This window comes from Streptomyces sp. NBC_01537, assembly GCF_045040445.1.
In the GTDB taxonomy this organism is placed as follows: domain Bacteria; phylum Actinomycetota; class Actinomycetes; order Streptomycetales; family Streptomycetaceae; genus Actinacidiphila.
Genome location: NZ_CP109392.1, coordinates 4,137,501 through 4,158,864 on the forward strand (window position 1 = coordinate 4,137,501; position 21,364 = coordinate 4,158,864).

Sequence of the window (21,364 nt, forward strand, 5' to 3'; positions counted from 1 at the left end):
GCGGCGGGGATCGTCTATCTGCTCGATGAGCCGGAGGTCGTCCGGAAGAAGGTCATGCGGGCTGTGACGGACAGTGGCCGGGAGGTGGAGTACGACCGGGAGGCGAAGCCCGGGGTGGCGAATCTGCTGGACATCCTGGCGGCTTGTACGGGGAGGGAGCCGGCGGCGCTGGCCGAGGACTACGACTCGTACGGGGCTCTGAAGAAGGACACGGCGGAAGCGGTGGTGGAGGAGCTGCGGCCGTTGCGGGCGCGGCATGCGGAGCTGTGTGCGGACCCGGGGTATGTGGACGGGGTGCTGCGGGCGGGGGCGGAGCGGGCCCGGGGGCTGGCACGGCCGAGGGTGGATGCGGCTTACCGGGCGATCGGGCTGCTGCCGGCGGGGTGACCAGCGGGGTGAAAGGCGCGGCGGTAGTCGCGGGGGCTGGTGGAGAGGCGGGCGGCGAAGTGCTGGCGCATGGTCACTTCGCTGCCGAAGCCGCAGCGGCGGGCGACTTCGGGCATGGGGAGGTCGGTGCGTTCGAGGAGCTTCTGGGCGGCGGCGATGCGCTGGTCGAGGAGCCAGCGGAGCGGGGTGGTGCCGGTGGTGGAGGAGAAGTGGCGGGTGAAGGAGCGGGGGGACATGCCGGCCCAGGCGGCGAGGTCGGCGACGGTGAGGGGGTCGTGGAGGTGGCGGAGGGCTCGTTCGCGTACGCCGGCGAGCGCGTCGGCGTCGCGGTCGGCGGTGGGGGTCGGGTGCTCGATGAACTGGGCCTGGGTGCCGGTGCGGAAGGGGGCGGTGACCATGGAGCGGGCGATGGCGGCGGCTGCTTCGGCGCCGTGGGCGGTGCGGACGAGGTGGAGGCAGAGGTCGATGCCGGCGGCGACTCCGGCGGAGGTCCACAGGCCGTCGTCCTCGACGAAGAGTGCGTCGGGTTCGACGGTGACGTCGGGGTGGAGCCCGGCGAGGAGGTCGGCGAGTTGCCAGTGGGTGACCGCGCGGCGGCCGTCGAGCAGGCCGGCCTGGGCCAGGGCGAAGGCGCCGGCGCACAGGGCGGCGGTCGGTGTCCTGGCGGCGTGGGCCCGGCGCAGGGCGTGGAGGACGGCGGAGGGCACCGGGTCGGCGGGGTCCTCCAGGCCGGGGACTACGACGAGGTCGGCGTCGGCGAGCCAGGACAGGGGGCGGTCGGGGGTGAGGGTGAGGCCGCCGGGCATGGGGATGGGGCCGGGGTCGGCGGCCACCCGGCGCAGTTCGAAGTCGGGTACGCCGGGGCCGTGGCCGCCGGCGCCCCAGACCTCGGTGATGACGGCGACGTCGAAGCTGCGGATGCCGGGGAAGGCGACGAGCGCCACGCGGTACATGGTGGCCAGTGTGGCAGAGGGCTTGGCGGGTTCCCATCGATGGTGAGCGTTGCCGCCACTGTCGGCGGTGTGCGCGGGGCGGCACGATCGACGGCATGGAGATATCGGAGAACGCGGCACTGATCGTCGTGGACGTACAGAAGGGCTTCGAGGCCGAGGAGGTGTGGGGGCGCCGGGACAATCCGGCGGCGGAGGAGAACATCGCCGCGGTGATCGACGCGTGGCAGGCGGCCGGGCGGCCGGTGGTGTTCGTACGGCACGACTCGGCGGATCTGGACTGCGGGCCGTTGCGGCCGGGGTACTGGGGCAACGCCTTCAAGGACCTCGTGGAGCAGCGCCGGGGCAAGGGCAGCGGCCCGGAGCTGTTGGTGACGAAGACGGTGAACTCGGCGTTCTACGGCGAGCCGGACCTGGACGCGTGGCTGAAGGGCGCGGGGGTGCGGCAGATCGTGATCGTCGGAATCCAGACGAACATGTGCAACGAGACCACGGCCCGGATGGGCGGGAATCTCGGGTATGACGTGATCTTCCCGCTGGACGCGATGCACACGTTCGACCTGGCGGAGGGGCCTTTCGGGTGGACGGCGACCGCCGAGGAGCTGTCGCGGGCGACGGCGGTGTCGCTGCACGGCGGCGGCTTCGCCCGGGTGGTTACGACCGCGGAACTGCTGGGCTGATCAGCCGTTGCCGGAGGCCAGTTCGCGGCTGCGGTCGCGGGCGGCCTCCAGGGCGGCGATGAGGGCGTGGCGTACTCCGTGCTTCTCCAGCTCGCGGATGGCGCTGATGGTGGTGCCGGCCGGGGAGGTGACGGCCTCGCGGAGCTTGACGGGGTGTTCGCCGGAGTCGCGGAGCATGACGGCGGCGCCGATGGCGGACTGGACGATGAGGTCGTGGGCCTGGGCGCGGGGCAGGCCGAGGAGGATGCCGGCGTCGGTCATGGCCTCGACGAGGAAGTAGAAGTAGGCGGGGCCGGAGCCGGAGAGGGCGGTGGCGGCGTCCTGCTGCTTCTCGGGGACGCGCAGGGTCTTGCCGACGGGGTTGAAGATCTCCTCGGTACGGAGGAGATGGGCCTCGGTGGCGTGGCTGCCGGCGGAGATGACGGACATGCCCTCGTCCACGAGGACGGGGGTGTTGGGCATGACGCGTACGACGGCGATGCCCTCGGCGAGCCGCTCCTCGAAGAAGGCGGTGGGGATGCCGGCCGCGGCGCTGATGACCAAGCGGTCGGCGGCAACGTGCGGGGCGAGTTCGTCGAGCAGGGTTGCCATGTCCTGCGGCTTGACGGCGAGGATCAGGGTGTCGGCGATCTTCGCCGCTTCGGCGTTGGTGACGGACTCGACCCCGTAGCGGCCGCGGAGCTCCTCGGCGCGCTCGGCGCGGCGGGCGGTGACCATGAGGTCGGCCGGGGACCAGCCGGCCCGGATCATGCCCGAGAGGAGCGCTTCGCCGATCTTGCCGGTGCCGAGGACTGCCACTTTCTGCGTCATGGGGCCATTTTCGCACCTGCGCGTGCGGCATCGGCGCGGCCCCTAAGCCGTGCGTCGGCGCAGGGTCGCGGCTCCGAGGGCGAGGGCGAGTACGGCGCAGGCCGCGACGACGGCTAGGTCGCGGACGAAGTCGCCGGTGACGCCGGTGTGGGTGAGGACTTCCTTCATGCCGTCGACGGCGTACGACATGGGCAGCACGTTGGACACGGCCTCGAGGACCGGCTGCATACGGTCGCGGGGCATGAGCAGGCCGCAGAGCAGGATCTGCGGCAGGAGCACGGCCGGCATGAACTGGACGGCCTGGAACTCGCTGGCGGCGAAGGCGCTGACGAACAGCCCCAGGGCGATGCCGAGGAACGCGTCGGCGAGGGCGACCAGAAGCAGCAGCCAGGCGGAGCCGGTCACGTCGAGGCCGAGGGCGAGGACGGCGAGGCCGGTGGCGAGGCAGGCCTGGACGACGGCGACGGCGCCGAAGGCGAGGGCGTAGCCGGCGAGGAGGTCGCCCTTGCCGAGCGGCATGGAGAGCAGGCGCTCCAGGGTGCCGGAGGTGCGTTCGCGCAGGGTCGCGATGGAGGTGACCAGGAACATCGTGATCAGCGGGAAGATGCCGAGCAGTGAGGCTCCGACGGAGTCGAAGGTGCCGGGGGTGGAGTCGTAGACCCAGTTCAGGAGCGCGAGCAGGACGCAGGGCACGACGATCATGAGGGCGATGGTGCGCGGGTCGTGGCGCAGCTGGAGCAGGACCCGGCGGGCGGTGGCGAGGGTGCGGGACGTGTTCACCGGGACTCTCCTTGCGGGGCGGTGGTGGCGGTGCTCGTGTCCTGGCGGGAGTTCGCCTCGTCCACGAGATGGAGGAAGGCGGCTTCGACGGTTTCCGTGCCCGTACGGTCGCGCAGCGCGGCCGGGCTGTCGTCGGCCAGGATGCGGCCTTCGCGCATGAGGAGGAGGCGGTGGCAGCGCTCGGCCTCGTCCATGACGTGGGAGGAGATGAGGAGGGTGGTGCCCCGGTCGGCGGCAAGGCGGTGGAAGAGGGCCCACAGGTCGCGGCGGAGGACGGGGTCGAGGCCGACGGTGGGTTCGTCGAGGACGAGGAGCTCGGGTTCGCCGAGGAGAGCCACGGCGAGGGAGACACGGCCGAGCTGGCCGCCGGAGAGGTTGCCGGCGAGGGCGTCGGCGTGGGAAGTGAGGTCGACGTCGGCGATGGCGCGGGTGATGTCGGCGCGGGGGGCGCCGAGGACGGCGGCGAAGTAGTCGAGGTTCTGGCGGACGGTCAGGTCCTCGTAGACGGAGGGCGCCTGGGTGACGTAGCCGACGCGGGAGCGCAGGGTGCGGTGACCGGCGGGCAGGCCGAGGACGTCCAGGGTGCCGGTGACATGGGCCTGGGTGCCGACGATGGCGCGCATGAGGGTGGACTTGCCGCAGCCGCTGGGGCCGAGGAGGCCGGTGATCCGGCCGGGCGGCACGGCGAAGTCGAGGTTGTCCAGGACGGTGCGGCCGCCTCGGACGACGGTCAGGGCGTGGGCGCGGACGGCGGGGTCGCGGTCGGGGCGGTCGGCTGTGGCGGCTTGGGTGGCTTGAGGGGCCGCCTCGGGCAGTTTATTCACCATACGCTGAATAATGCTCCGGCGTACGACCCCCGTCAAGAGGCGCGCCCGGTGACCGGTTGTTTACGGAGGGTTTACCCAAGGGATTGCAAAATGGTCTTGGGATCTGGTCATATGGAGATCACGACCAGAACCGACGGGGTGGGGTGAACCATGAACCGGACCAGGGGAGTTGCGCGTGCCCTGGCCCTGTTCGCGGCCGTGCTGCTCACCCTCTTCCTCGGCGTCGAGTGCGCTTCGGCCCACTCCGTCACCTCCCCCGGCCGCGCCGAGCGGGCGGAGCGCGCCGAGCGCGCCGAGCCGAAGCGCGAGGACTGCCCCGGGCGGCCCGGCGGCATCGGCGGTCTGCGGCTCGTGCTGCCCGGTTCCCCCTTCGCGCCGTCGCCGTCCCAGCGTTCGGGAGCGGCCGCGTACGACGGCCCCGCCGACGCCGACCCGGGCGACGGCCCCGACGCCCCGGCCGCCGCGCCGCGCTCGGCCCGGCAGTCGACTCCGCTGAGCAGATCCGGCAGATCCGACGAGCTGCCCGTCGCCCACCAGGTGTTCCGCTGCTGACAGGCACGGCAGGCGCGTGACAGGCGCTGCCGGCGCCCGCCCGCGCACACCTCGGTAACCCCCCACACGCAATGCAACACCTCACCGCCCCTTCCGCTCGCCCTCACGGGCGCCTGGGACGTAACGGAGGCATCCCCCAATGCAGACCTTCATCGACCATGCCCGCAACTTCCGCGACCGGATTGCGGACCACCACCAGGCACGCGAGGAGTTCGCTCGGCTCGCCACCGGCCAGTCCCCGCTGGCCCTGTTCATCACCTGCTCGGACTCCCGGGTGATCCCCGCTCTGTTCACGGGCGCCCGGCCCGGCGAGCTGTTCGAGCTGCGGACGGCGGGCAACGCCGTGCCGCAGTACCGGGACGGGCAGGGGCCCAGCTCCGAGGCCGCCACGATCGAGTACGCGGTGCGGGTGCTCGGCGTACGCGACATCGTCGTGTGCGGGCACTCGCACTGCGGCGCCGTCGGGGCCATGGCGCGCGGCGACGATCTCGCGGGCGTGCCGTCGGTGCGCGACTGGCTGACCGAGCAGGTCGACGACGAACTGCCGGACGACGACGGCCCCGAGGTCACGGCCGCGGTGCAGCGGCATGTGCGGGCGCAGCTGGAGCGGCTGCGCGGCTATCCCTGCGTGCGGGAGCGGCTGGCGGAACGCAGGCTCCGGCTGCACGGGTGGTTCTACGAGATACACACGGGGCTCGTGCTCGCCCACCGGCCGTCCGCTGATGCCTTCCTTCCCCTGTGAGCCGCCACATGTCCAGTTTCATGTCCCGATTCGCATCTCTGCGGGCCGATTTCACGGCCTCGCTCGTCGTCTTCCTCGTCGCCCTGCCGCTGTGCGTGGGCGTGGCCGTCGCCTCCGGGGTGCCGGCCGAGCTGGGCCTGGTCACCGGCATCGTCGGCGGCCTGGTCACCGGGCTGCTGCCGGGCAGCAGCCTGCAGGTGTCCGGCCCGGCGGCCGGGCTGACGGTGCTGGTGTACGAAGCCGTGCAGACGTACGGCCTGCGGGCGCTGGGCGCGCTGGTGCTGGCCGCCGGGCTGCTGCAGCTGGCCATGGGCGCGCTGCGGCTGGGCCGCTGGTTCCGGGCGATATCGGTGGCCGTGGTGCACGGCATGCTGGCCGGCATCGGGCTGGTCCTGATGGCCGGGCAGGTGTACGCGCTGGCCGATGCGAAGGCGCCCAGCAGTGGCCTCGCGAAGCTCGCCGGGCTGCCCGGCCTGGTGGGCGACACGATCTCCTCGGGCAGGGCGCTGACCGCGCTGGCGGTCGGCGCGGGCACGATCGTGCTGCTGGTGCTCTGGCCGAGGCTGCCTGCAGCGGTGCGGGTCGTGCCCGGGTCGCTGGCGGCGGTCGCGCTGGCCACGGCGGCCACGGCGGTGTTCGGCCTGCCGGTCGCGCGGGTCGAGGTGAAGGGGCTGCTGGACGCCGTACAGCCGCCCGGCGGCTCGGAGTTCGCGCAGCTGGCGCACCTCGGGACCATCGGCACGGTACTGGCGTTCACGCTGATCGCCTCCGCCGAGAGCCTGTTCAGCGCGGCGGCGGTGGACCGGCTGCACGACGGGCCGCGTACGGACTACGACAAGGAGCTGATGGCGCAGGGCGCGGGCAACGCGGTGTGCGGGGCGCTCGGCGCGCTGCCGATGACCGCGGTGATCGTGCGCAGCGCGGCGAATCTGCAGGCGGGGGCGCGGACCAAGGCCTCGCGGGTGCTGCACGGGGCGTGGCTGCTGGTTTTCGTGGTGCTGCTGCCGGGCGCGCTCGGCATGATCCCGGTGGCGACGCTCGCGGGGGTCCTGGTGCTGGCGGGCTGGAAGCTCATCCCGGTGAAGGACCTGGTGCCGCTGTGGCGTGAACACCGGGGCGAGGCGGTGGTCCTGGCGGTGACTGCGGGCGCGATCGTGGTCACCAACATGTTCGAGGGGGTGCTGCTCGGGCTGCTGATGGCGATCGTGAAGACCGCGTGGGAGACCTCGCACGTCCACCTGGAGATCGACGAGCCGGACGGCGAGGGCCTGCTGTGCGTACGGGTCCTGGGCAACGCCACCTTCCTGCGACTGCCGAAGCTGCTCGACCAGTTGGAGGCGCTGCCGCGTGACCGGGTGATACGGCTCGACCTGCGGCGGCTGCGGCACCTGGACCACGCCTGCGAACTGGCTCTGCTGGGCTGGGCCGAGCGGCACAACGGGGAAGGGGTGGAGCCGGTGAGGGTCGAGCACCGGGTCGTCGTCGCGGCACCGGCTGCGGCACCGGCTGCGTCGGGGCCGTCTCAGGGTCATCCCCTATAGCGTTCGGTCCGCGCGCGCAGGACCGTTGGAGGTATGAGGCATTCCACTGATGTGTCCCGGGCCGAGAAGCGGCAGCTCGCCGTCGCCTCGGCATCCCTTGGGCCCTGGGGCGCCGCCGCCGCCGTGGGCGCGATCGGCGGCGGCGTGCAGCTCGCCCTCAAGACCATCGGCGGCGACTTCGGGCTCGGTATCCTCACCGGCTCCCTGTCCGTCGCCCTGATGCTCTTCTTCCTGGTCGGCGGTACGGGGGCGGTCCTCGGCCGCAAGACCGGCACCGATCACCGCATACGGCGCTGGGCACGGGCCCATCCCTGGAAGGTCGCCGCCGTCCCGGCCGCGGCGCTGCTCGTCACGGACTTCGTGATGCGGCAGATCCTCAGCTCCGAGGGCTTCTTCGGGAGCCTGTGGGACGGACTGTGGCGGGCGGCCCTCGTGGCGGGGGTCATCGGTGTTGTGGGGTCGGTCGCGGCTTCCCGTCGCGGCTAGCCCAGTAAGTCCTATGGTCGGCCTCGCCCTCGGCCTTTGCCTTGATCGCGACCGTCAGGTCGACCCGGTAGGGCTCATCCACGATGCCGTCGGGGTGGAACTTGAGCAGTTCCGCGCGCTCGTCGGCCAGGAGCGCGTCGCGCTCCTGCCGGCCGAGCACGGAGAAGTAGGAGTGCGTCGCGAGGTTGGCCAGGTGCCCGTCCAGGGAAACGCGCCTGGTCCAGCGCAGTTCGTGCTCCACGACGCGCAGGCGCGCACCGGAGCGGCCCATGATCGTCTCGGTGGTGCTGCGACGTGAGATGCCGTGGGAGTGGAACCCCGCGAGCCGGGTGCGCAGGCGCTCCTGCTGCTCCGCCGCCCACCGGACGCCGAGGTCGGGCTTGTTCCACCACAGCGCGAGCGCGCCGCCCTCGCGCAGCACGCGTATGGCTTCCGGCAACGATCGCTCGGGGTCCGTCCAGTGCCAGGCCTGGGCGTACGTGACGAAGTCCGCGGTTTCCAAGGTGAACGGGAGCGCGTTGCCGTCGGCGCGTACGAGGGGCAGGTCCGGCTGGTCGGCGCGTAGTTGGGCGGCCATGCCGGAGCCGGGCTCCACGGCCGTCACGCGCGCGCCGCGTTCGCGCAGCAGACGGGTGGCGATGCCGGTGCCGGCGCCGACGTCCAGGACGTCGGCGCCGGCGAGGGGCCGTCCGGCGAGTTCCTCGACGGCGTCGAAGAGGGCGGCCGGGTAGTCGGGGCGGGCGGTGGCGTAGAGCGCGGCTATGGAGTTGAAGGAGGTGGCGAGGACGCTCAGCGACGGGCTGTCGGTCATGAGGTGATCCTGCCCCGGGCCGGGGATCGGCTATGCGCGGCCTGGTGCGCCACCGGACGGACCCGGTGAACCCCTCAGGTCACCGCTACGCGCAGCGCGGGGCGATGTAGCCGTCGCTGCCGGTGTTCACGTACGCGTCGGAGACGAACTGGTTGGGACCGATGTTGTCCCAGATGTTCGTCGTGCCGTAGTAGCCGCTGACCTTGGTGCCGGGGCTCTGGCAGTAGATCGGTACGCGGACGTTGTAGGGCAGGACCTTGACGATCTGGTAGCTGGTGCCGGGGCCGCTGCGGACGTTGAGCCGCACGCCTGGAGCTACCGGGTAGGTGGTCACATCCGCTATCGCGGCACTCAGTTCTGCACTTTCCTCGGCCATCAGGCCCTCCCCCGTGAGTTTCACGCTCTGTCATGGGCAGGCTAGCAAGTCGGCCATCGTATTTTCCGGTCATCGACTAGGCTCCGTGCGTCGCGGCAGTGTCGAACTCACGGGGGTGGTGGGATGCCGCCGCTCTACAGGGGCCGGAGTGGCCCGGAAGCGGAACATCCGCAATACGCGGGGCAGTACCCGCTGGAGACCGTGCTCGGTTCCGGCGGGATGGGCGTCGTGTATCTGTCGCGCTCGTCCTCCGGGAAGCGCCTCGCGGTGAAGGTCGTGCACACGGAGTACGCGGCGGATCCTGAGTTCAGGGCACGTTTCCGGCAGGAGGTGGCGGCTGCCCGGCGGGTGAGCGGAGCCTTCACGGCGTCCGTGGTGGACGCCGATCCGGAGGCGGAACGGCCGTGGATGGCAACGCTGTTCGTGCCCGGGGCGACGCTGTCGGAATACGTGAAGCGGAACGGCCCGCTGCCTCCCGCGCAGTTGCGGCACGTCATGACGGGACTGGCGGAGGCGCTGCGCGATATTCACCGGGCGGGTGTCGTCCACCGTGACTTGAAACCGAGCAATGTGCTGCTCGCCGCCGACGGACCCAAGGTGATCGACTTCGGCATCTCCCGGCCGTCGGACAGCGCGTTGCGCACGGAGACCGGCAAGATCATCGGTACGCCGCCGTTCATGGCGCCCGAGCAGTTCCGGCGGCCCCGGGAGGTCGGGCCGGCGGCGGACGTGTTCGCGATGGCGTCCGTACTGGTGCACGCCGCCAGCGGGCGCGGGCCGTTCGACTCGGACAGCCCGTACATCGTGGCGTACCAGGTCGTGCACGACGAGCCGGTCCTGAAGGGCATTCCGGACGACCTGCAGCCGCTGATCGAGCGCTGTCTGGCGAAGGAGCCGGAGGAACGGCCCACCCCGGACGAGCTGTTGACGGAGCTGCGGTCGGTTTCGGCTTCGTACGACACTCAGCTGTTCACGGCCTTCGACACGGAAGGCTTCATCCCGGCGCAGCGCAGGCCCCACCCGGGCGAACGCCCGACCCACTCGCCCGGCCCGGCATCGGCGCCGGATCTCGTGGCGGAGCCGGAACGGCGGAGCCCGCGCCGGGCCGGGCGCATGGCGGCGGCGGGAGCGGCACTGGTCGTGCTGAGCGCTGCCGGGGTCCTGGTGTCCCAGCGGTTCACGGGCGGCGAGGAGGGCAGCTCCGGTGGCGCGCCGCACGGCGGCGGCAGCAGTCCGGCGACCGGGACGGCCTTCCGGCCCTGGGCCGCCTCGCCCGTCACCGGCGGCGGGACCGGGACGCCGCTGTGCTCCTACGCGGCGCAGGACCTGTTCTGCGTCCAGCCGGGGCTCAAGGCGGCGAAGCTGGATCCGGTCACCGGCGAGGTCGTGTGGTCACGGCCCGAATCGGCGGACGTGGCCGACGGCGCCAAGCAGCTCGCCCCGGTGCTCACCGGCGGCGTCCTGCGCGTCGTCACGGGCGACGGCTCCCGGCTGGAGGGGCTCGACCCGGACACCGGAAAGACCCGCTGGGGCTTCGACATGTCCTCGTATCACGGCTCCTACTACAGCGCGGGCAGCACCGTCCTGCTCATCGCGCCGGGCGGTGGCGTGACCGCTGTCGACAGCGCGACGGGGCGGGAGCGCTGGCACCGGTCCCTGCCCGGACACACCAGACCGGTCTTCGCGACATACGGCGATTCCGGCTCCCTCTACGCGGTCGAGGTTGCCGATGACGGGGCCAGCACACTGGTCACCGCGGTCGATCCGGCCGACGGCACCCAGCAGTGGCAGCGGCGCCTCGACGGCAATCTCACCCCCGTCGGCTCCTCCGGTGGCGCCCTGTACTTCACCGCGGCCGACGCCGACTCCCGGACCGACGCGGTGGTGCGCTACGACCTGGCCGACCGCACGACGGTGCGCGTGCCGCTCGCCCTGCCACTGGGCGGCACCCAGGCCGCGGTGCGCGGCGGCACCGTCTACGTGTTCGGCTACGGCGGCGCGCTGGTCGCCGTCGACACCGGCCTGCGCAAGCAGCTCTGGCGTACCGAGACCTCCGTCACCGAGGCCTCGCTGCCCGTCGTCGCCGGGGGCCGGCTGTACCTCACCGCGGCCGACGGCCGCCTGCTGGCGTTCGACGCGAAGAACGGCGGCCCTCTCGGCCAGACCAGGGCCCGGCTCGGCAAGGACTCCAGCGGCTACGTGCAGTCCGTCCCGGCGCCGGTCGCCGCCGGGGGCCGGGTGTACGCCGGCGCGCCGGACGGCACGGTCTTCGCCGTGGACGCGAAGGACCCCTCCCGCTGGTAGGCCTGCGGGAGGGGTCCGTACGCGTGGGACAGGACGCTCAGCCGTCCAGAAGGCCGACGTCCCGCACCGCGCCCTTGTCGGCGCTGGTGGCCATGGCCGCGTACGCCTTCAGGGCGGCCGAGACCTTCCGCTCGCGGGCCTTGGGGGCGTAGCGGCCGCCGAGGGCCTCGCGGCGGGTGGCGAGCTCGTCGTCGGAGACCAGGAGCTCGATGGTCCGGCCGGGGATGTCGATGCGGATCCGGTCGCCGTCCTCCACGAGGGCGATGGTGCCGCCGGAGGCCGCCTCGGGGGAGGCGTGGCCGATGGACAGGCCCGAGGTGCCGCCGGAGAAGCGGCCGTCGGTGATGAGGGCGCAGGTCTTGCCGAGGCCTCGGCCCTTGAGGAAGGACGTCGGGTAGAGCATCTCCTGCATGCCGGGGCCGCCCTTGGGGCCCTCGTAGCGGATGACGACGACGTCGCCGTGGGTGATCTCCTTGCGGAGGATCTTCTCCACGGCCTCGTCCTGGGACTCGCAGACCACGGCCGGGCCCTCGAAGGTCCAGATGGACTCGTCGACGCCGGCGGTCTTCACGACGCAGCCGTCCACCGCCAGGTTGCCCTTGAGGACCGCGAGCCCGCCGTCCTTGGAGTACGCGTGCTCGGCGTCGCGGATGCAGCCGCCGGCCGCGTCCGTGTCGAGGGTGTCCCAGCGCTCGGACTGCGAGAAGGCGGTCGCGGAGCGGACGCAGCCGGGGGCGGCGTGCCACAGTTCGAGCGCCTCGGGGGACGGGGAGCCGCCGCGGACGTCCCAGGTCTTGAGCCAGTCCGCGAGCGAGGCGCTGTGCACGGAGTGCACGTCCTCGTTGAGCAGCCCGGCGCGGTGCAGCTCGCCCAGCAGGGCGGGGATGCCGCCGGCGCGGTGCACGTCCTCCATGTAGTACGTCCGGCCGTTCGCGACGTTCGGCGCGACCTTGGCCAGGCAGGGGACGCGGCGGGAGACGGCGTCGATCTCGGGAAGCCCGAAGGGGACGCCCGCCTCCTGGGCGGCGGCGAGGAGGTGGAGGATCGTGTTGGTGGAGCCGCCCATGGCGATGTCGAGGGCCATGGCGTTCTCGAAGGCCGCGAAGGTGGCGACATTGCGCGGCAGGACGTTCTCGTCGCCCTGCTCGTAGTAGCGCTTGGTGATGTCGACGACCGTGCGGCCCGCGGTCTCGTACAGCGCCTTGCGGGCGGTGTGGGTGGCCAGCACCGAGCCGTTGCCGGGCAGGGCCAGGCCGATGGCCTCGGCGAGGCAGTTCATCGAGTTGGCGGTGAACATGCCGGAACACGAGCCGCAGGTCGGGCAGGCGTTCTCCTCGATGCGCAGGATGTCCGCGTCGGAGATGTTGTCGTTGACGGCGTCGGAGATCGCGTCGACCAGGTCGAGGGTGCGGACCGTGCCGTCCACGAGGGTGGCCTTACCGGCCTCCATCGGGCCGCCGGAGACGAAGACGGTGGGGATGTTCAGGCGCAGCGCGGCCAGCAGCATGCCCGGCGTGATCTTGTCGCAGTTGCTGATGCAGATCAGCGCGTCCGCGCAGTGCGCCTCGACCATGTACTCGACGGAGTCCGCGATCAGGTCCCGGGAGGGCAGGCTGTAGAGCATGCCGCCGTGGCCCATCGCGATGCCGTCGTCGACCGCGATGGTGTTGAACTCGCGCGGCACGGCGCCCGCGGCCTTGATCGCCTCGCTGACGATCCGGCCGACCGGCTGGAGGTGGGTGTGGCCCGGTACGAACTCGGTGAAGCTGTTGGCGACAGCGATGATCGGCTTCCCGATGTCGGCGCTGTCCACGCCGCTCGCGCGCATGAGCGCGCGGGCTCCTGCCATGTTGCGGCCGTGGGTGACCGTACGTGACCTCAGCTCGGGCACGGTTGCTCCACTCCCTACCATTGCGTCATTGGACCTTCGAGCGTACGCCTGCGGGTGGCGCCTCCGGCACCGTGTCCGCATGGCGGACGGGTTGTCCAGGTGGCGGACGGCGCCCGCGCCCCTTCAGGGACCTAGGTCAGGTAGCCCTGGAGGGTGGGGGCGACCATGGCCACGATGTCGTCGAGGTCGGCGGTGGCGAGCGGCTCGGCCTTGATGACGTAGCGGAGCATCGCGATCCCGATCAGCTGCGCGGCGGCCAGCTGCGCGCGCAGCTCCGGCCGGTCGACGTCCAGCCCGCCCGCGACAGGCAGGAGCAGCCGCTGGGTGACCATGTCGCGGAACACGGCCGCCGCGGCCTCGTTGCTGACCGCCGAGCGCAGGATGGCCAGCAGGGGCTCGCGGGTGCCCGGCGACTCCCAGATGCCGAACATGAAGCGGGCCAGCCGCTCGCCGAGCCGGGACGGGTCCCCGGTGAGGGCGCCGGGGGCGCCGAGGGCAGGGGCGAAGGACAGCTCGATCGCGGCGGCGAAGACCTGCTCCTTGGTGCCGAAGTAGTGGTGGACCAGGGCCGAGTCCACCCCGGCGGCCCGCGCGATCGAGCGGATCGAGGTCTTGTCGTAGCCCCGCTCGGAGAACTCGGTGCGGGCCTCCGCCAGGATCCGGTCGCGGGTGCCGGCGTCGCCCGCCCGGGCCCCGGCGGGGCGGCCGCGCCTGCGCGGGGCGGTTTCCGCTCGCTGCGGCGCGGGCTTCGCGGGCATCAGCCGACCTGCGCGGCGGCGGCCAGGTGCAGCCGGGTGAAGGCCAGTGCCTCCGCCAGGTCCGCCTCCCGCTCGGCCGCCGACATCGCGCGGCGGGTGTTGACCTCGATCACCACATGGCCGTCGAAGCCGCGCCCCGCGAGCCGCTCCAGCAGCTCCGCGCAGGGCTGGGTGCCGCGCCCCGGCACCATGTGCTCGTCCTTGCCGGAGCCGCTGCCGTCGGCAAGGTGCACATGCGCAAGCCGGTCGCCCATCCGGTCGACCATGTCCAGGGCCGTGCTGCGCGCGGTGGCGGTGTGGGAGAGGTCCACCGTGAAGTGCCGGTAGTCGTCCTTGGTGGGGTCCCAGTCGGGGGCGTACGCGAGCATCTCGCGGTCGCGGTAGCGCCAGGGGTACATGTTCTCCACGGCGAAGCGGACGTCCGTCTCGTCCGCCATCCGCCAGATGCCGCTGACGAAGTCGCGGGCGTAGTTGCGCTGCCACCGGAACGGCGGGTGGACGACGACGGTCGAGGCGCCCAGCTTCTCGGCGGCCGCCTGCGCACGCTGCAGTTTGATCCACGGGTCGGTGGACCACACCCGCTGGGTGATCAGCAGGCAGGGCGCGTGCACGGCCAGGATCGGGATCTCGTGGTAGTCCGACAGCCTGCGCAGCGCCTCGATGTCCTGGCTGACGGGATCCGTCCACACCATGACCTCGACCCCGTCGTAGCCGAGGCGGGCCGCGATCTCGAAAGCGGTGGCCGTGGACTCCGGGTAGACGGAGGCCGTGGACAGCGCGACCTTGGCGTCCGGCACGCGCACGGCGTGCCCGGATGCGAGCGCGTCGGCGTACGCCTTCGGGTCTGCTGGTTGGGCCACGGGGAACAGCGTACGGCGGCCGGTCGGCCGGACGTCACATCGATCCCGGCCGACGTGACGCGATCAACACTGGGCGGTAATCGGTCAGGCAGCTGTCAGCCCCGTTGCCAGACCCGTTGTCAGCCTCGTTCGTTGACCATGAGATCCAGCTTGCGCAGGATCACGCCCTCCCGCAGCGCCCACGGGCAGACCTCAAGCTCAGAGACCCCGAACAGGTCCATCGCCGCGTCCGCCACCAGCGCCCCGGCCAGCAGCTGCCGGGCCCGTCCCTCCGACACCCCCGGCAGGGCCATCCGCTCCGCCTCCGTCATGGCGGCCAGCCGCGGGACCCACTCCTCCAGCTGGCGGCGGCTGAGCGTGCGCTGCACGTAAAGCCCGTCCCCGGAGCGCGCCGCGCCCGCGATCCTGGCCAGCTGCTTGAACGTCTTCGAGGTGCCCACTATGTGGTCCGGGCGTCCGAGCCTGCTGAACTCCGCCACCGTACGGGCGATTTCGGCCCGCACATGCTTGCGCAGCGCGCGTACGTCCTCCGCCGCCGGCGGGTCGCCCGGCAGCCACCCGCTGGTCAGCCGGCCCGCGCCCAGCGGCAGCGACACCGCCGCGTCCGGGTCCTCGTCCATCCCGTAGCCGACCTCCAGCGAACCGCCGCCGATGTCCAGCAGCAGCAGCCGACCAGCCGACCAGCCGAACCACCGGCGCGCCGCCAGGAAGGTCAGCCGCGCCTCCTCCTCGCCGGACAGCACCGTCAGCTGTACGCCGGTCTCCCGCGCGACCCGGGCCAGCACCTGCTCGCCGTTGGCCGCCTCGCGCACGGCCGACGTGGCGAAGGACAGCACATCCTCCGCGCCCTTGTCCTCCGCGACCTCCAGAGCCTCCGCGACCGTGGCGATCAGCCGGTCCACCCCGTCGTCGCGGATCGCGCCGTCGGCGTCGAGCAGCTCCGCGAGCCGCAGCTCCGCCTTGTGGGAGTAGGCGGGCAGGGGGCGCGCCCCCGGGTGCGCGTCCATGACGAGCAGATGAACCGTATTCGAACCCACGTCGAGGACACCGAGTCTCATGCCCGGAAAGGTACTGCGCGGTGCGCCTGCCCGGGACAACCGGGGTACGCCCACGTGGTGCGGCCACTCAATTAGCTTCACGTGTTTACCCTGGCATTGTGGCGAAGACGGCAAACACCAAGAAGTCGAAGAAGCAACAGCACGACCCCCCGTCCGACGAGACCGGTCTGGACTTCCCCCGCGCATGGGTTGAATTCCCCGATCCCGCCGACGACGAACAGGTCTTCCGTTGCGATCTGACCTGGCTCACCTCACGCTGGACCTGCATCTTCGGCCAGGGTTGCCAGGGCATCGAGGCCGGCCGCGCCAGCGACGGCTGCTGCACCCTGGGCGCCCACTTCTCCGACGATGACGACGAGAAGCGCGTCGCCGCCCACGCGGAGCGGCTCACCCCCGAGACCTGGCAGTTCCACGGCCTCGAATGGGCCGAGGTCAATGAGGAGGGCGAGCGCCAGACCCGCCGCCACGAGGGAGCCTGCGTCTTCCTCAACCGCCCCGGCTTCGCCGGCGGCGCGGGCTGCGCGCTCCACACGCTCGCCCTGCGGGAAGGCCTGGAGCCGCTGGAGACCAAGCCCGATGTCTGCTGGCAGCTCCCGATCCGGCGTACGTACGACTGGATCGACCGGCCCGACGACACGCGGGTGCTGCAGGTCTCCATCAGCGAGTACGACCGCCGCGGCTGGGGGCCGGGCGGCCACGACCTGCACTGGTGGTGCACGAACGCGACCTCCGCACACGGTGCGGGGGAGCCGGTCTACGTCTCGTACCGGGCCGAGCTGACGGAACTGATGGGTGCGCCGGGTTACGGAGCCCTGGTCGAGCTGTGCGAAGCGCGGCTTGCCGCGCTGCTGCCGTTGGCCCCGCATCCGGCGGACCCGTCACCGCTGCCCTAGTCCGACGGGGTACCGGCGTCGGATGGCTCCGACGGGTCGGAGCCCGTCGGAGAAGGATCCGTCGCGGAAGGCGTCGGGTCCGCCGAAGGCGAGTCCGCGGGGCGGCCCGTGCCCTGGAGGGTGACGACGGCGCCGGAGGGGGCGAAGGTGATGCGGGCGGTCCAGGGGCCGGCCGGCTCGGAGGCGTGGTCGACGGCGACGGTGATGGTCGTGCTGTCGCCGGGCCGCAGCACCCCGCTGTCGCGGCTGAGCCGCAGCCAGGAGGCGCCGGTGGACGCCGACCACCGCACGTCGGAGCCGCCGTCGGCGGTGAGGGTGATGACCGTGACGTCACCGCGCGGCTCGGCCGCGACCGTGAGGCGGCCGGGCCCGGGGACGGAGCGGTCGGGGCCGGAGGAGGCGGTGCGCGAGGGCGTGGCGCTCAGGGACGCGGCGGGCGACCCCAACTGGCTCGCGGAGGCCACGGAGACCCTGACCCTGGGCATAAGCCCGGGCCGAGCCGAATCCGCGACGCCGGCCTTTTCGTAGAGGTGCCCGTCGAGGCCGTCGAGGCCGCCGCCTTCCGGCGCGGAGAAGGAGCCGTCGTCCGCCTTCTCGTCGGGGGCGAGCGAGGCGCCGTGATAGGTGGCGGCCCACAGCGCGAGCACCGGCGCGGCGACGACCGCGGCGATGACCGTCGAGGTGACGGCACGATTCCTCAACCGGGCCCGCCGGACGGCACGGTCCCGCACGGCGAGGGGAAAGCCGCGCCGGTCGAAGCGCGGGGTGCCCTCGCGGGTGCGGCCGGCGCCGGCCCGCATGGAGTCCAGGAGGGCGGCGTACGCGGCCGGGCGCGGGGCCTCGATGACGGCGAGGACGGCCGTGGCGGCGGTCGTGGCGGCCAGACCGGGCCAGGGGCCGGTGGCGACGGCGCGCTCGGCGGTGAAGCGGCAGTCGGGGCACTCGTCGACGTGGCGTACGAGCTCGCGCCGCAGCGCCGTGCCGAGCAGCACCTGGGTGTCCCCGGCCAGCCGGGCGACCGCCGGGCAGCGGCCGAGCTCGACCACGGCGAGCGCGGCGCGGGTACGTTCCACCTCGCAGGCGGCCTGCGCGAGCAGCGCCCGGGCCGCGTCGGGCTCGATGCCGACGACATGCGCGACCTCGTTCGGGGCGAGCTGGTGGCGTACGGCCAGCTCCAGCGCCTCGCGCTGCTCCGGCGTCGTACCGGCGGCCTCCGGCCAGGCCAGGGCGGACAGCTCACGCCGCCGCTGGGCGGCCACGTCGGAGGAGGCCTTGGCGGGCACGGGCCGCCCGTCCTGGGACAGCCGGTGCAGGCAGGCCCAGCGCGCCAGGGCGTAGAGCCAGGGCCGCCGCAGCTCGGGATCGTGCAGGCGGGCGCGCTGCCGTTCGGCCATGGCCAGTACGTCGCCGAGCGCGCCGGCGGCCGCGTCGTGCTCGCACAGGACGGAGAGGCAGTAGGTGAACAGCCCGTCGAGATACGGCTCGTAGTGCGCCGGAGGTTGCGCCGGGAGCGTGCCGTGCATGCGCCGGCGCACGCCACCCTCTGACGCGGCGGAACCGCCCTGCGCGTCATTGCGCGTGCGCTGAACCGGAGCACGGTGCCGGCGGTGCGCGCCGGTTGTCTGCGACGGGGTTTCAGACCTGCTGCTCATCACTCCGTGAAGGTAGGCCCATGGCACGTACGCGTTCAGGTGTCGCGGCGGCCTTTAACCCGTTCGGGTGGCCATCCCGCCCAAAAGAGCACAGGCACTTCATCCCAATGGGTGACGTGCCGTAACCCCATGCGGGCGTGGGCTGTCAGTGGCAGCCGATACCGTGCTCTCCATGGCTGCCCGCACCCGTACCACCGCCAAGGACCGTCCCTCCTACCGCTGCACTGAATGCGGGTGGACGACGATCAAATGGCTGGGCCGCTGCGGCGAGTGCCAGGCCTGGGGCACCGTGGAGGAGCAGGGCGGCGCCCCGGCGGTCCGCACCACCGCGCCCGGCCGGGTCACGAGCGCCGCAAAGCCGATCGGCCAGGTGGACGGCCGCCAGGCCACCGCCCGCAGCACCGGCGTGCCGGAGCTGGACCGGGTGCTGGGCGGCGGCCTGGTCCCCGGCGCCGTGGCGCTGCTCGCGGGCGAGCCGGGGGTCGGCAAGTCCACGCTGCTGCTGGATGTGGCGGCCAAGGCGGCGAGCGATCGGCACCGCACCCTCTACGTCACCGCCGAGGAGTCCGCGTCGCAGGTCAGGCTGCGCGCCGACCGTATCGGCGCGCTGTCCGACCACCTCTACCTCGCCGCCGAGACCGACCTGTCCGCCGTGCTCGGCCACCTGGACGACGTCAAGCCCTCCCTCCTCGTCCTGGACTCCGTACAGACCGTCGCCTCCCCCGAGATCGACGGCGCGCCCGGCGGCATGGCCCAGGTCCGCGAGGTCGCGGGCGCCCTGATCCGGGCGTCCAAGGAGCGCGGCATGTCCACGCTGCTCGTGGGCCACGTCACGAAGGACGGCGCGATCGCCGGCCCCCGCCTGCTGGAACACCTCGTGGACGTCGTCCTGTCCTTCGAGGGCGACCGGCACGCCCGGCTGCGCCTCATCCGCGGCATCAAGAACCGCTACGGCGCCACCGACGAGGTCGGCTGCTTCGAGCTGCACGACGAGGGCATCACCGGCCTCACCGACCCCTCCGGCCTGTTCCTGACCCGCCGCGACGAGCCGGTGCCCGGCACCTGCCTCACAGTCACCCTGGAGGGCAAGCGGCCGCTGGTCGCCGAGGTGCAGGCGCTGACCGTCGACACGCAGATCCCCTCCCCCCGCCGGACCACCTCCGGCCTGGAGAACTCGCGGGTGTCGATGATGCTCGCCGTCCTGGAGCAGCGCGGCCGGATCAAGGCCATCGGCAAGCAGGACATCTACACCGCCACCGTCGGCGGCGTGAAACTCACAGAACCCGCCGCGGACCTCGCCGTCGCCCTCGCGCTCGCCAGCGCCGCCATCGACACACCGCTGCCGAAAAACCTCGTCGCGGTCGGCGAGGTCGGCCTCGCGGGCGAGGTCAGGCGGGTCACGGGCGTCCAGCGCCGGCTCGCCGAAGCGCACCGGCTGGGCTTCACCCACGCCCTCGTACCGACGGATCCCGGCCGGATTCCGGCCGGGATGAAAGTGACCGAAGTGGCGGACATAGGGGACGCACTGCGCGTCCTGCCCAAGAGGACCCCACGCCCCTGACCCTTCCGACGGTAAACTTTGCCCTGGTCTCGCCCATCCGGGCATCCCAGCGACCGGAGGAGTGCAGTGGCAGCCAACGACCGGGCGACATCTCCCGGCAAGTCCGGCGGGAGTACCGGCCTCGATGTGCTGATGCGCGCCTCGCTCAGCGCCGTCGCCCCCGGCACGTTGCTGCGCGACGGTCTGGAACGGATCCTGCGCGGCAACACCGGTGGTCTCATCGTCCTGGGCATGGACAAGACGGTGGAGTCGCTGTGCTCCGGCGGCTTCGTCCTCGACGTCGAGTTCAGCGCCACGCGCCTGCGCGAGCTGTGCAAGCTCGACGGCGCGCTGATCCTCGACAAGGACATCACCAAGATCGTGCGCGCCGGCGTCCAGCTGGTGCCCGACGCCTCCATCCCCACCGAGGAGACCGGCACCCGCCACCGCACCGCCCAGCGCGTCTCCATCCAGACCGGCTTCCCGGTGGTCTCCGTCAGCCAGTCCATGCGGCTCATCGCCCTCTACGTCGACGGCCAGCGCCGCGTCCTGGAGGACTCCGCCGCCATTCTGTCGCGCGCCAACCAGGCCCTGGCCACCCTGGAGCGCTACAAGCTGCGCCTGGACGAGGTCGCCGGCACGCTGTCCGCCCTGGAGATCGAGGACCTGGTCACCGTCCGCGATGTCACCGCCGTCGCTCAGCGCCTGGAGATGGTCCGCCGCATCGCCACCGAGATCGCCGAGTACGTCGTCGAGCTCGGCACCGACGGCCGGCTGCTCTCCCTCCAGCTCGACGAGCTGATCGCCGGCGTCGAACCCGAGCGCGAGCTCGTCGTGCGCGACTACGTCCCCGAGCCCACCGCCAAGCGCAGCCGCACCGTCCCCGAGGCCCTCGTCGAGCTCGACACCCTCTTCCAGGGCGATCTCCTCGAGCTCCCCGCCGTCGCCCGCGCCCTCGGCTACGCCGGCTCCCCCGAGGCCCTGGACTCCGCGGTCTCCCCGCGCGGCTACCGGCTGCTCGCCAAGGTGCCCCGGCTCCCCAACACCGTCATCGAACGCCTCGTCGAACACTTCGGCGGCCTGCAGAAGCTGCTCGCCGCGAGCGTCAACGACCTCCAGACGGTGGACGGCGTCGGCGAGGCCCGCGCCCGCTCGGTCCGCGAGGGGCTCTCGCGGCTCGCCGAGTCCTCGATCCTGGAGCGCTACGTCTGATTTTGTCGTGCGGCCCTCGCGGGCGCTGCTCCCCCAAGCACTTCGTCCAGGGGGTACCCCCACTTCGGGCCGCTGCGCCGGACTCCGTCCGGCGGTACGGGGGCCGAGCGAACAGGCCTAGGGGCTGTCCGGCGGATCTCCTCGGGAGAAGGAGCGGGGCCTGGGGCCTGCGATTGCAAGGCGGAGGAGGGAAGCGACGCGGTGGGGGCACCTCCCAGCGTCTAGCTGGGGGACGTCGTTGACCGACGACAACG

The 21,364-nt window shown here is 72.5% G+C and carries 21 protein-coding genes (1 of these 21 running past the window's edge); 10 read left to right on the forward strand and 11 right to left on the reverse strand.

Annotated features, from left to right (window positions below):
- Nucleotides 1-387, forward strand: partial view of a tryptophan--tRNA ligase gene (gene trpS / locus OG607_RS19015; RefSeq protein ID WP_405724494.1) — the 3' end only. 615 nt of this gene lie to the left of the window's left edge; the window shows 387 of its 1,002 coding nt (coding positions 616-1,002); the start codon falls outside the window, past its left edge; the stop codon is at nt 385-387.
- Here trpS and OG607_RS19020 read toward each other — a convergent pair.
- Nucleotides 354-1,340 carry a GlxA family transcriptional regulator gene (locus tag OG607_RS19020; RefSeq protein WP_405724496.1) on the reverse strand — a complete coding sequence of 329 codons (987 nt, stop codon included), beginning with the start codon at nt 1,338-1,340 and terminating at the stop codon, nt 354-356. The genes trpS and OG607_RS19020 overlap by 34 nt on opposite strands.
- Nucleotides 1,341-1,435: 95 nt before the next feature.
- Here OG607_RS19020 and OG607_RS19025 point away from each other — a divergent pair, with 95 nt between their 5' ends.
- Complete coding sequence (locus tag OG607_RS19025) at nt 1,436-2,017, forward strand: cysteine hydrolase family protein (RefSeq protein WP_405724498.1); 582 nt, start codon at nt 1,436-1,438, stop codon at nt 2,015-2,017.
- On the opposite strand, the gene proC is transcribed toward OG607_RS19025, so the two are convergent.
- Genes proC through OG607_RS19040 form a run of 3 tightly spaced genes read right to left on the reverse strand, consistent with a single transcriptional unit; the run spans nt 2,018 to nt 4,434 of the window.
- Nucleotides 2,018-2,827 (reverse strand): pyrroline-5-carboxylate reductase, encoded by an 810-nt coding sequence (proC, locus tag OG607_RS19030; RefSeq protein WP_405724500.1) that lies wholly within the window; start codon nt 2,825-2,827, stop codon nt 2,018-2,020. It lies immediately after the preceding gene.
- Nucleotides 2,828-2,869: 42 nt separating this feature from the next.
- A complete protein-coding gene (locus OG607_RS19035; protein WP_405724502.1) occupies nt 2,870-3,607 on the reverse strand; it encodes an ABC transporter permease in 738 nt (245 codons plus the stop codon).
- Entirely contained in the window at nt 3,604-4,434 is an 831-nt protein-coding gene (locus OG607_RS19040) for an ABC transporter ATP-binding protein (protein WP_405724504.1), read from the reverse strand. Before OG607_RS19040 ends, OG607_RS19035 begins: the two co-directional genes overlap by 4 nt.
- 150 nt (nt 4,435-4,584) lie before the next feature.
- Between OG607_RS19040 and OG607_RS19045 the strand changes: the two genes are divergently transcribed.
- From OG607_RS19045 to OG607_RS19060, 4 genes are all read left to right on the forward strand, one after another.
- Nucleotides 4,585-4,986 (forward strand): hypothetical protein, encoded by a 402-nt coding sequence (locus tag OG607_RS19045; RefSeq protein WP_405724506.1) that lies wholly within the window; start codon nt 4,585-4,587, stop codon nt 4,984-4,986.
- Nucleotides 4,987-5,125: 139 nt separating this feature from the next.
- Nucleotides 5,126-5,728 (forward strand): carbonic anhydrase, encoded by a 603-nt coding sequence (locus tag OG607_RS19050; RefSeq protein ID WP_405724508.1) that lies wholly within the window; start codon nt 5,126-5,128, stop codon nt 5,726-5,728.
- Between the two features lie 20 nt (nt 5,729-5,748).
- Nucleotides 5,749-7,269 (forward strand): SulP family inorganic anion transporter, encoded by a 1,521-nt coding sequence (locus OG607_RS19055; protein ID WP_405724510.1) that lies wholly within the window; start codon nt 5,749-5,751, stop codon nt 7,267-7,269.
- 33 nt (nt 7,270-7,302) lie between these two features.
- The gene (locus OG607_RS19060; protein ID WP_405724512.1) at nt 7,303-7,755 is read left to right on the forward strand and encodes a hypothetical protein; all 453 of its coding nucleotides are present in this window, start codon (nt 7,303-7,305) and stop codon (nt 7,753-7,755) included.
- On the opposite strand, the gene OG607_RS19065 is transcribed toward OG607_RS19060, so the two are convergent.
- Nucleotides 7,712-8,566, reverse strand: a complete 855-nt coding sequence (locus tag OG607_RS19065) for a class I SAM-dependent methyltransferase (protein ID WP_405724514.1) — start codon at nt 8,564-8,566, stop codon at nt 7,712-7,714. The genes OG607_RS19060 and OG607_RS19065 overlap by 44 nt on opposite strands.
- Nucleotides 8,567-8,651: 85 nt before the next feature.
- Entirely contained in the window at nt 8,652-8,942 is a 291-nt protein-coding gene (locus tag OG607_RS19070) for an SH3 domain-containing protein (RefSeq protein WP_405724516.1), read from the reverse strand.
- A gap of 123 nt (nt 8,943-9,065) precedes the next feature.
- Between OG607_RS19070 and OG607_RS19075 the strand changes: the two genes are divergently transcribed.
- A complete protein-coding gene (locus OG607_RS19075; RefSeq protein WP_405724518.1) occupies nt 9,066-11,246 on the forward strand; it encodes a protein kinase domain-containing protein in 2,181 nt (726 codons plus the stop codon).
- A 37-nt stretch (nt 11,247-11,283) separates the two neighbouring features.
- Here the strand turns inward: OG607_RS19075 and ilvD are convergent, their stop codons facing one another.
- The 4 genes from ilvD to OG607_RS19095 form a co-directional block, all read right to left on the reverse strand.
- Nucleotides 11,284-13,137 carry a dihydroxy-acid dehydratase gene (gene ilvD / locus OG607_RS19080; RefSeq protein ID WP_405724520.1) on the reverse strand — a complete coding sequence of 618 codons (1,854 nt, stop codon included), beginning with the start codon at nt 13,135-13,137 and terminating at the stop codon, nt 11,284-11,286.
- A 131-nt stretch (nt 13,138-13,268) separates the two neighbouring features.
- The gene (locus OG607_RS19085) at nt 13,269-13,895 is read right to left on the reverse strand and encodes a TetR family transcriptional regulator (RefSeq protein ID WP_405724522.1); all 627 of its coding nucleotides are present in this window, start codon (nt 13,893-13,895) and stop codon (nt 13,269-13,271) included.
- Nucleotides 13,895-14,698, reverse strand: a complete 804-nt coding sequence (locus tag OG607_RS19090; RefSeq protein ID WP_329322021.1) for a sugar phosphate isomerase/epimerase — start codon at nt 14,696-14,698, stop codon at nt 13,895-13,897. The genes OG607_RS19085 and OG607_RS19090 overlap by 1 nt, the downstream gene beginning before the upstream one ends.
- Before the next feature lie 176 nt (nt 14,699-14,874).
- On the reverse strand, nt 14,875-15,813 hold the full coding sequence (locus OG607_RS19095; protein ID WP_405724524.1) for a Ppx/GppA family phosphatase: 939 nt from the start codon (nt 15,811-15,813) through the stop codon (nt 14,875-14,877).
- A gap of 98 nt (nt 15,814-15,911) precedes the next feature.
- On the opposite strand from OG607_RS19095, the gene OG607_RS19100 reads away from it, so the two are divergent.
- Entirely contained in the window at nt 15,912-16,706 is a 795-nt protein-coding gene (locus OG607_RS19100) for a hypothetical protein (RefSeq protein WP_405724526.1), read from the forward strand.
- Here the strand turns inward: OG607_RS19100 and OG607_RS19105 are convergent.
- Entirely contained in the window at nt 16,703-18,229 is a 1,527-nt protein-coding gene (locus OG607_RS19105) for a BACON domain-containing protein (protein WP_405724528.1), read from the reverse strand. The genes OG607_RS19100 and OG607_RS19105 overlap by 4 nt on opposite strands.
- A 301-nt stretch (nt 18,230-18,530) precedes the next feature.
- On the opposite strand from OG607_RS19105, the gene radA reads away from it, so the two are divergent.
- A complete protein-coding gene (radA, locus tag OG607_RS19110; protein ID WP_405724530.1) occupies nt 18,531-19,919 on the forward strand; it encodes a DNA repair protein RadA in 1,389 nt (462 codons plus the stop codon).
- A gap of 66 nt (nt 19,920-19,985) precedes the next feature.
- Nucleotides 19,986-21,110 (forward strand): DNA integrity scanning diadenylate cyclase DisA, encoded by a 1,125-nt coding sequence (gene disA, locus OG607_RS19115; protein ID WP_405724532.1) that lies wholly within the window; start codon nt 19,986-19,988, stop codon nt 21,108-21,110.
- The last annotated feature ends 254 nt before the right edge of the window (nt 21,111-21,364 follow it).

Bases quoted from the DNA above. Each gene is read 5' to 3' on its own strand.
- OG607_RS19085 (WP_405724522.1), bottom strand. From the start codon at position 13,895: ATGCCCGCGAAGCCCGCGCCGCAGCGAGCGGAAACCGCCCCGCGCAGG.
- OG607_RS19070 (WP_405724516.1), bottom strand. From the start codon at position 8,942: ATGGCCGAGGAAAGTGCAGAACTGAGTGCCGCGATAGCGGATGTGACC.
- proC (WP_405724500.1), bottom strand. From the start codon at position 2,827: ATGACGCAGAAAGTGGCAGTCCTCGGCACCGGCAAGATCGGCGAAGCG.
- OG607_RS19075 (WP_405724518.1), top strand. From the start codon at position 9,066: ATGCCGCCGCTCTACAGGGGCCGGAGTGGCCCGGAAGCGGAACATCCG.
- OG607_RS19060 (WP_405724512.1), top strand. From the start codon at position 7,303: ATGAGGCATTCCACTGATGTGTCCCGGGCCGAGAAGCGGCAGCTCGCC.
- OG607_RS19095 (WP_405724524.1), bottom strand. From the start codon at position 15,813: ATGAGACTCGGTGTCCTCGACGTGGGTTCGAATACGGTTCATCTGCTC.
- OG607_RS19040 (WP_405724504.1), bottom strand. From the start codon at position 4,434: ATGGTGAATAAACTGCCCGAGGCGGCCCCTCAAGCCACCCAAGCCGCC.
- OG607_RS19055 (WP_405724510.1), top strand. From the start codon at position 5,749: ATGTCCCGATTCGCATCTCTGCGGGCCGATTTCACGGCCTCGCTCGTC.
- OG607_RS19065 (WP_405724514.1), bottom strand. From the start codon at position 8,566: ATGACCGACAGCCCGTCGCTGAGCGTCCTCGCCACCTCCTTCAACTCC.
- OG607_RS19050 (WP_405724508.1), top strand. From the start codon at position 5,126: ATGCAGACCTTCATCGACCATGCCCGCAACTTCCGCGACCGGATTGCG.
- radA (WP_405724530.1), top strand. From the start codon at position 18,531: ATGGCTGCCCGCACCCGTACCACCGCCAAGGACCGTCCCTCCTACCGC.
- OG607_RS19105 (WP_405724528.1), bottom strand. From the start codon at position 18,229: ATGCACGGCACGCTCCCGGCGCAACCTCCGGCGCACTACGAGCCGTAT.
- OG607_RS19020 (WP_405724496.1), bottom strand. From the start codon at position 1,340: ATGTACCGCGTGGCGCTCGTCGCCTTCCCCGGCATCCGCAGCTTCGAC.
- OG607_RS19045 (WP_405724506.1), top strand. From the start codon at position 4,585: ATGAACCGGACCAGGGGAGTTGCGCGTGCCCTGGCCCTGTTCGCGGCC.
- OG607_RS19025 (WP_405724498.1), top strand. From the start codon at position 1,436: ATGGAGATATCGGAGAACGCGGCACTGATCGTCGTGGACGTACAGAAG.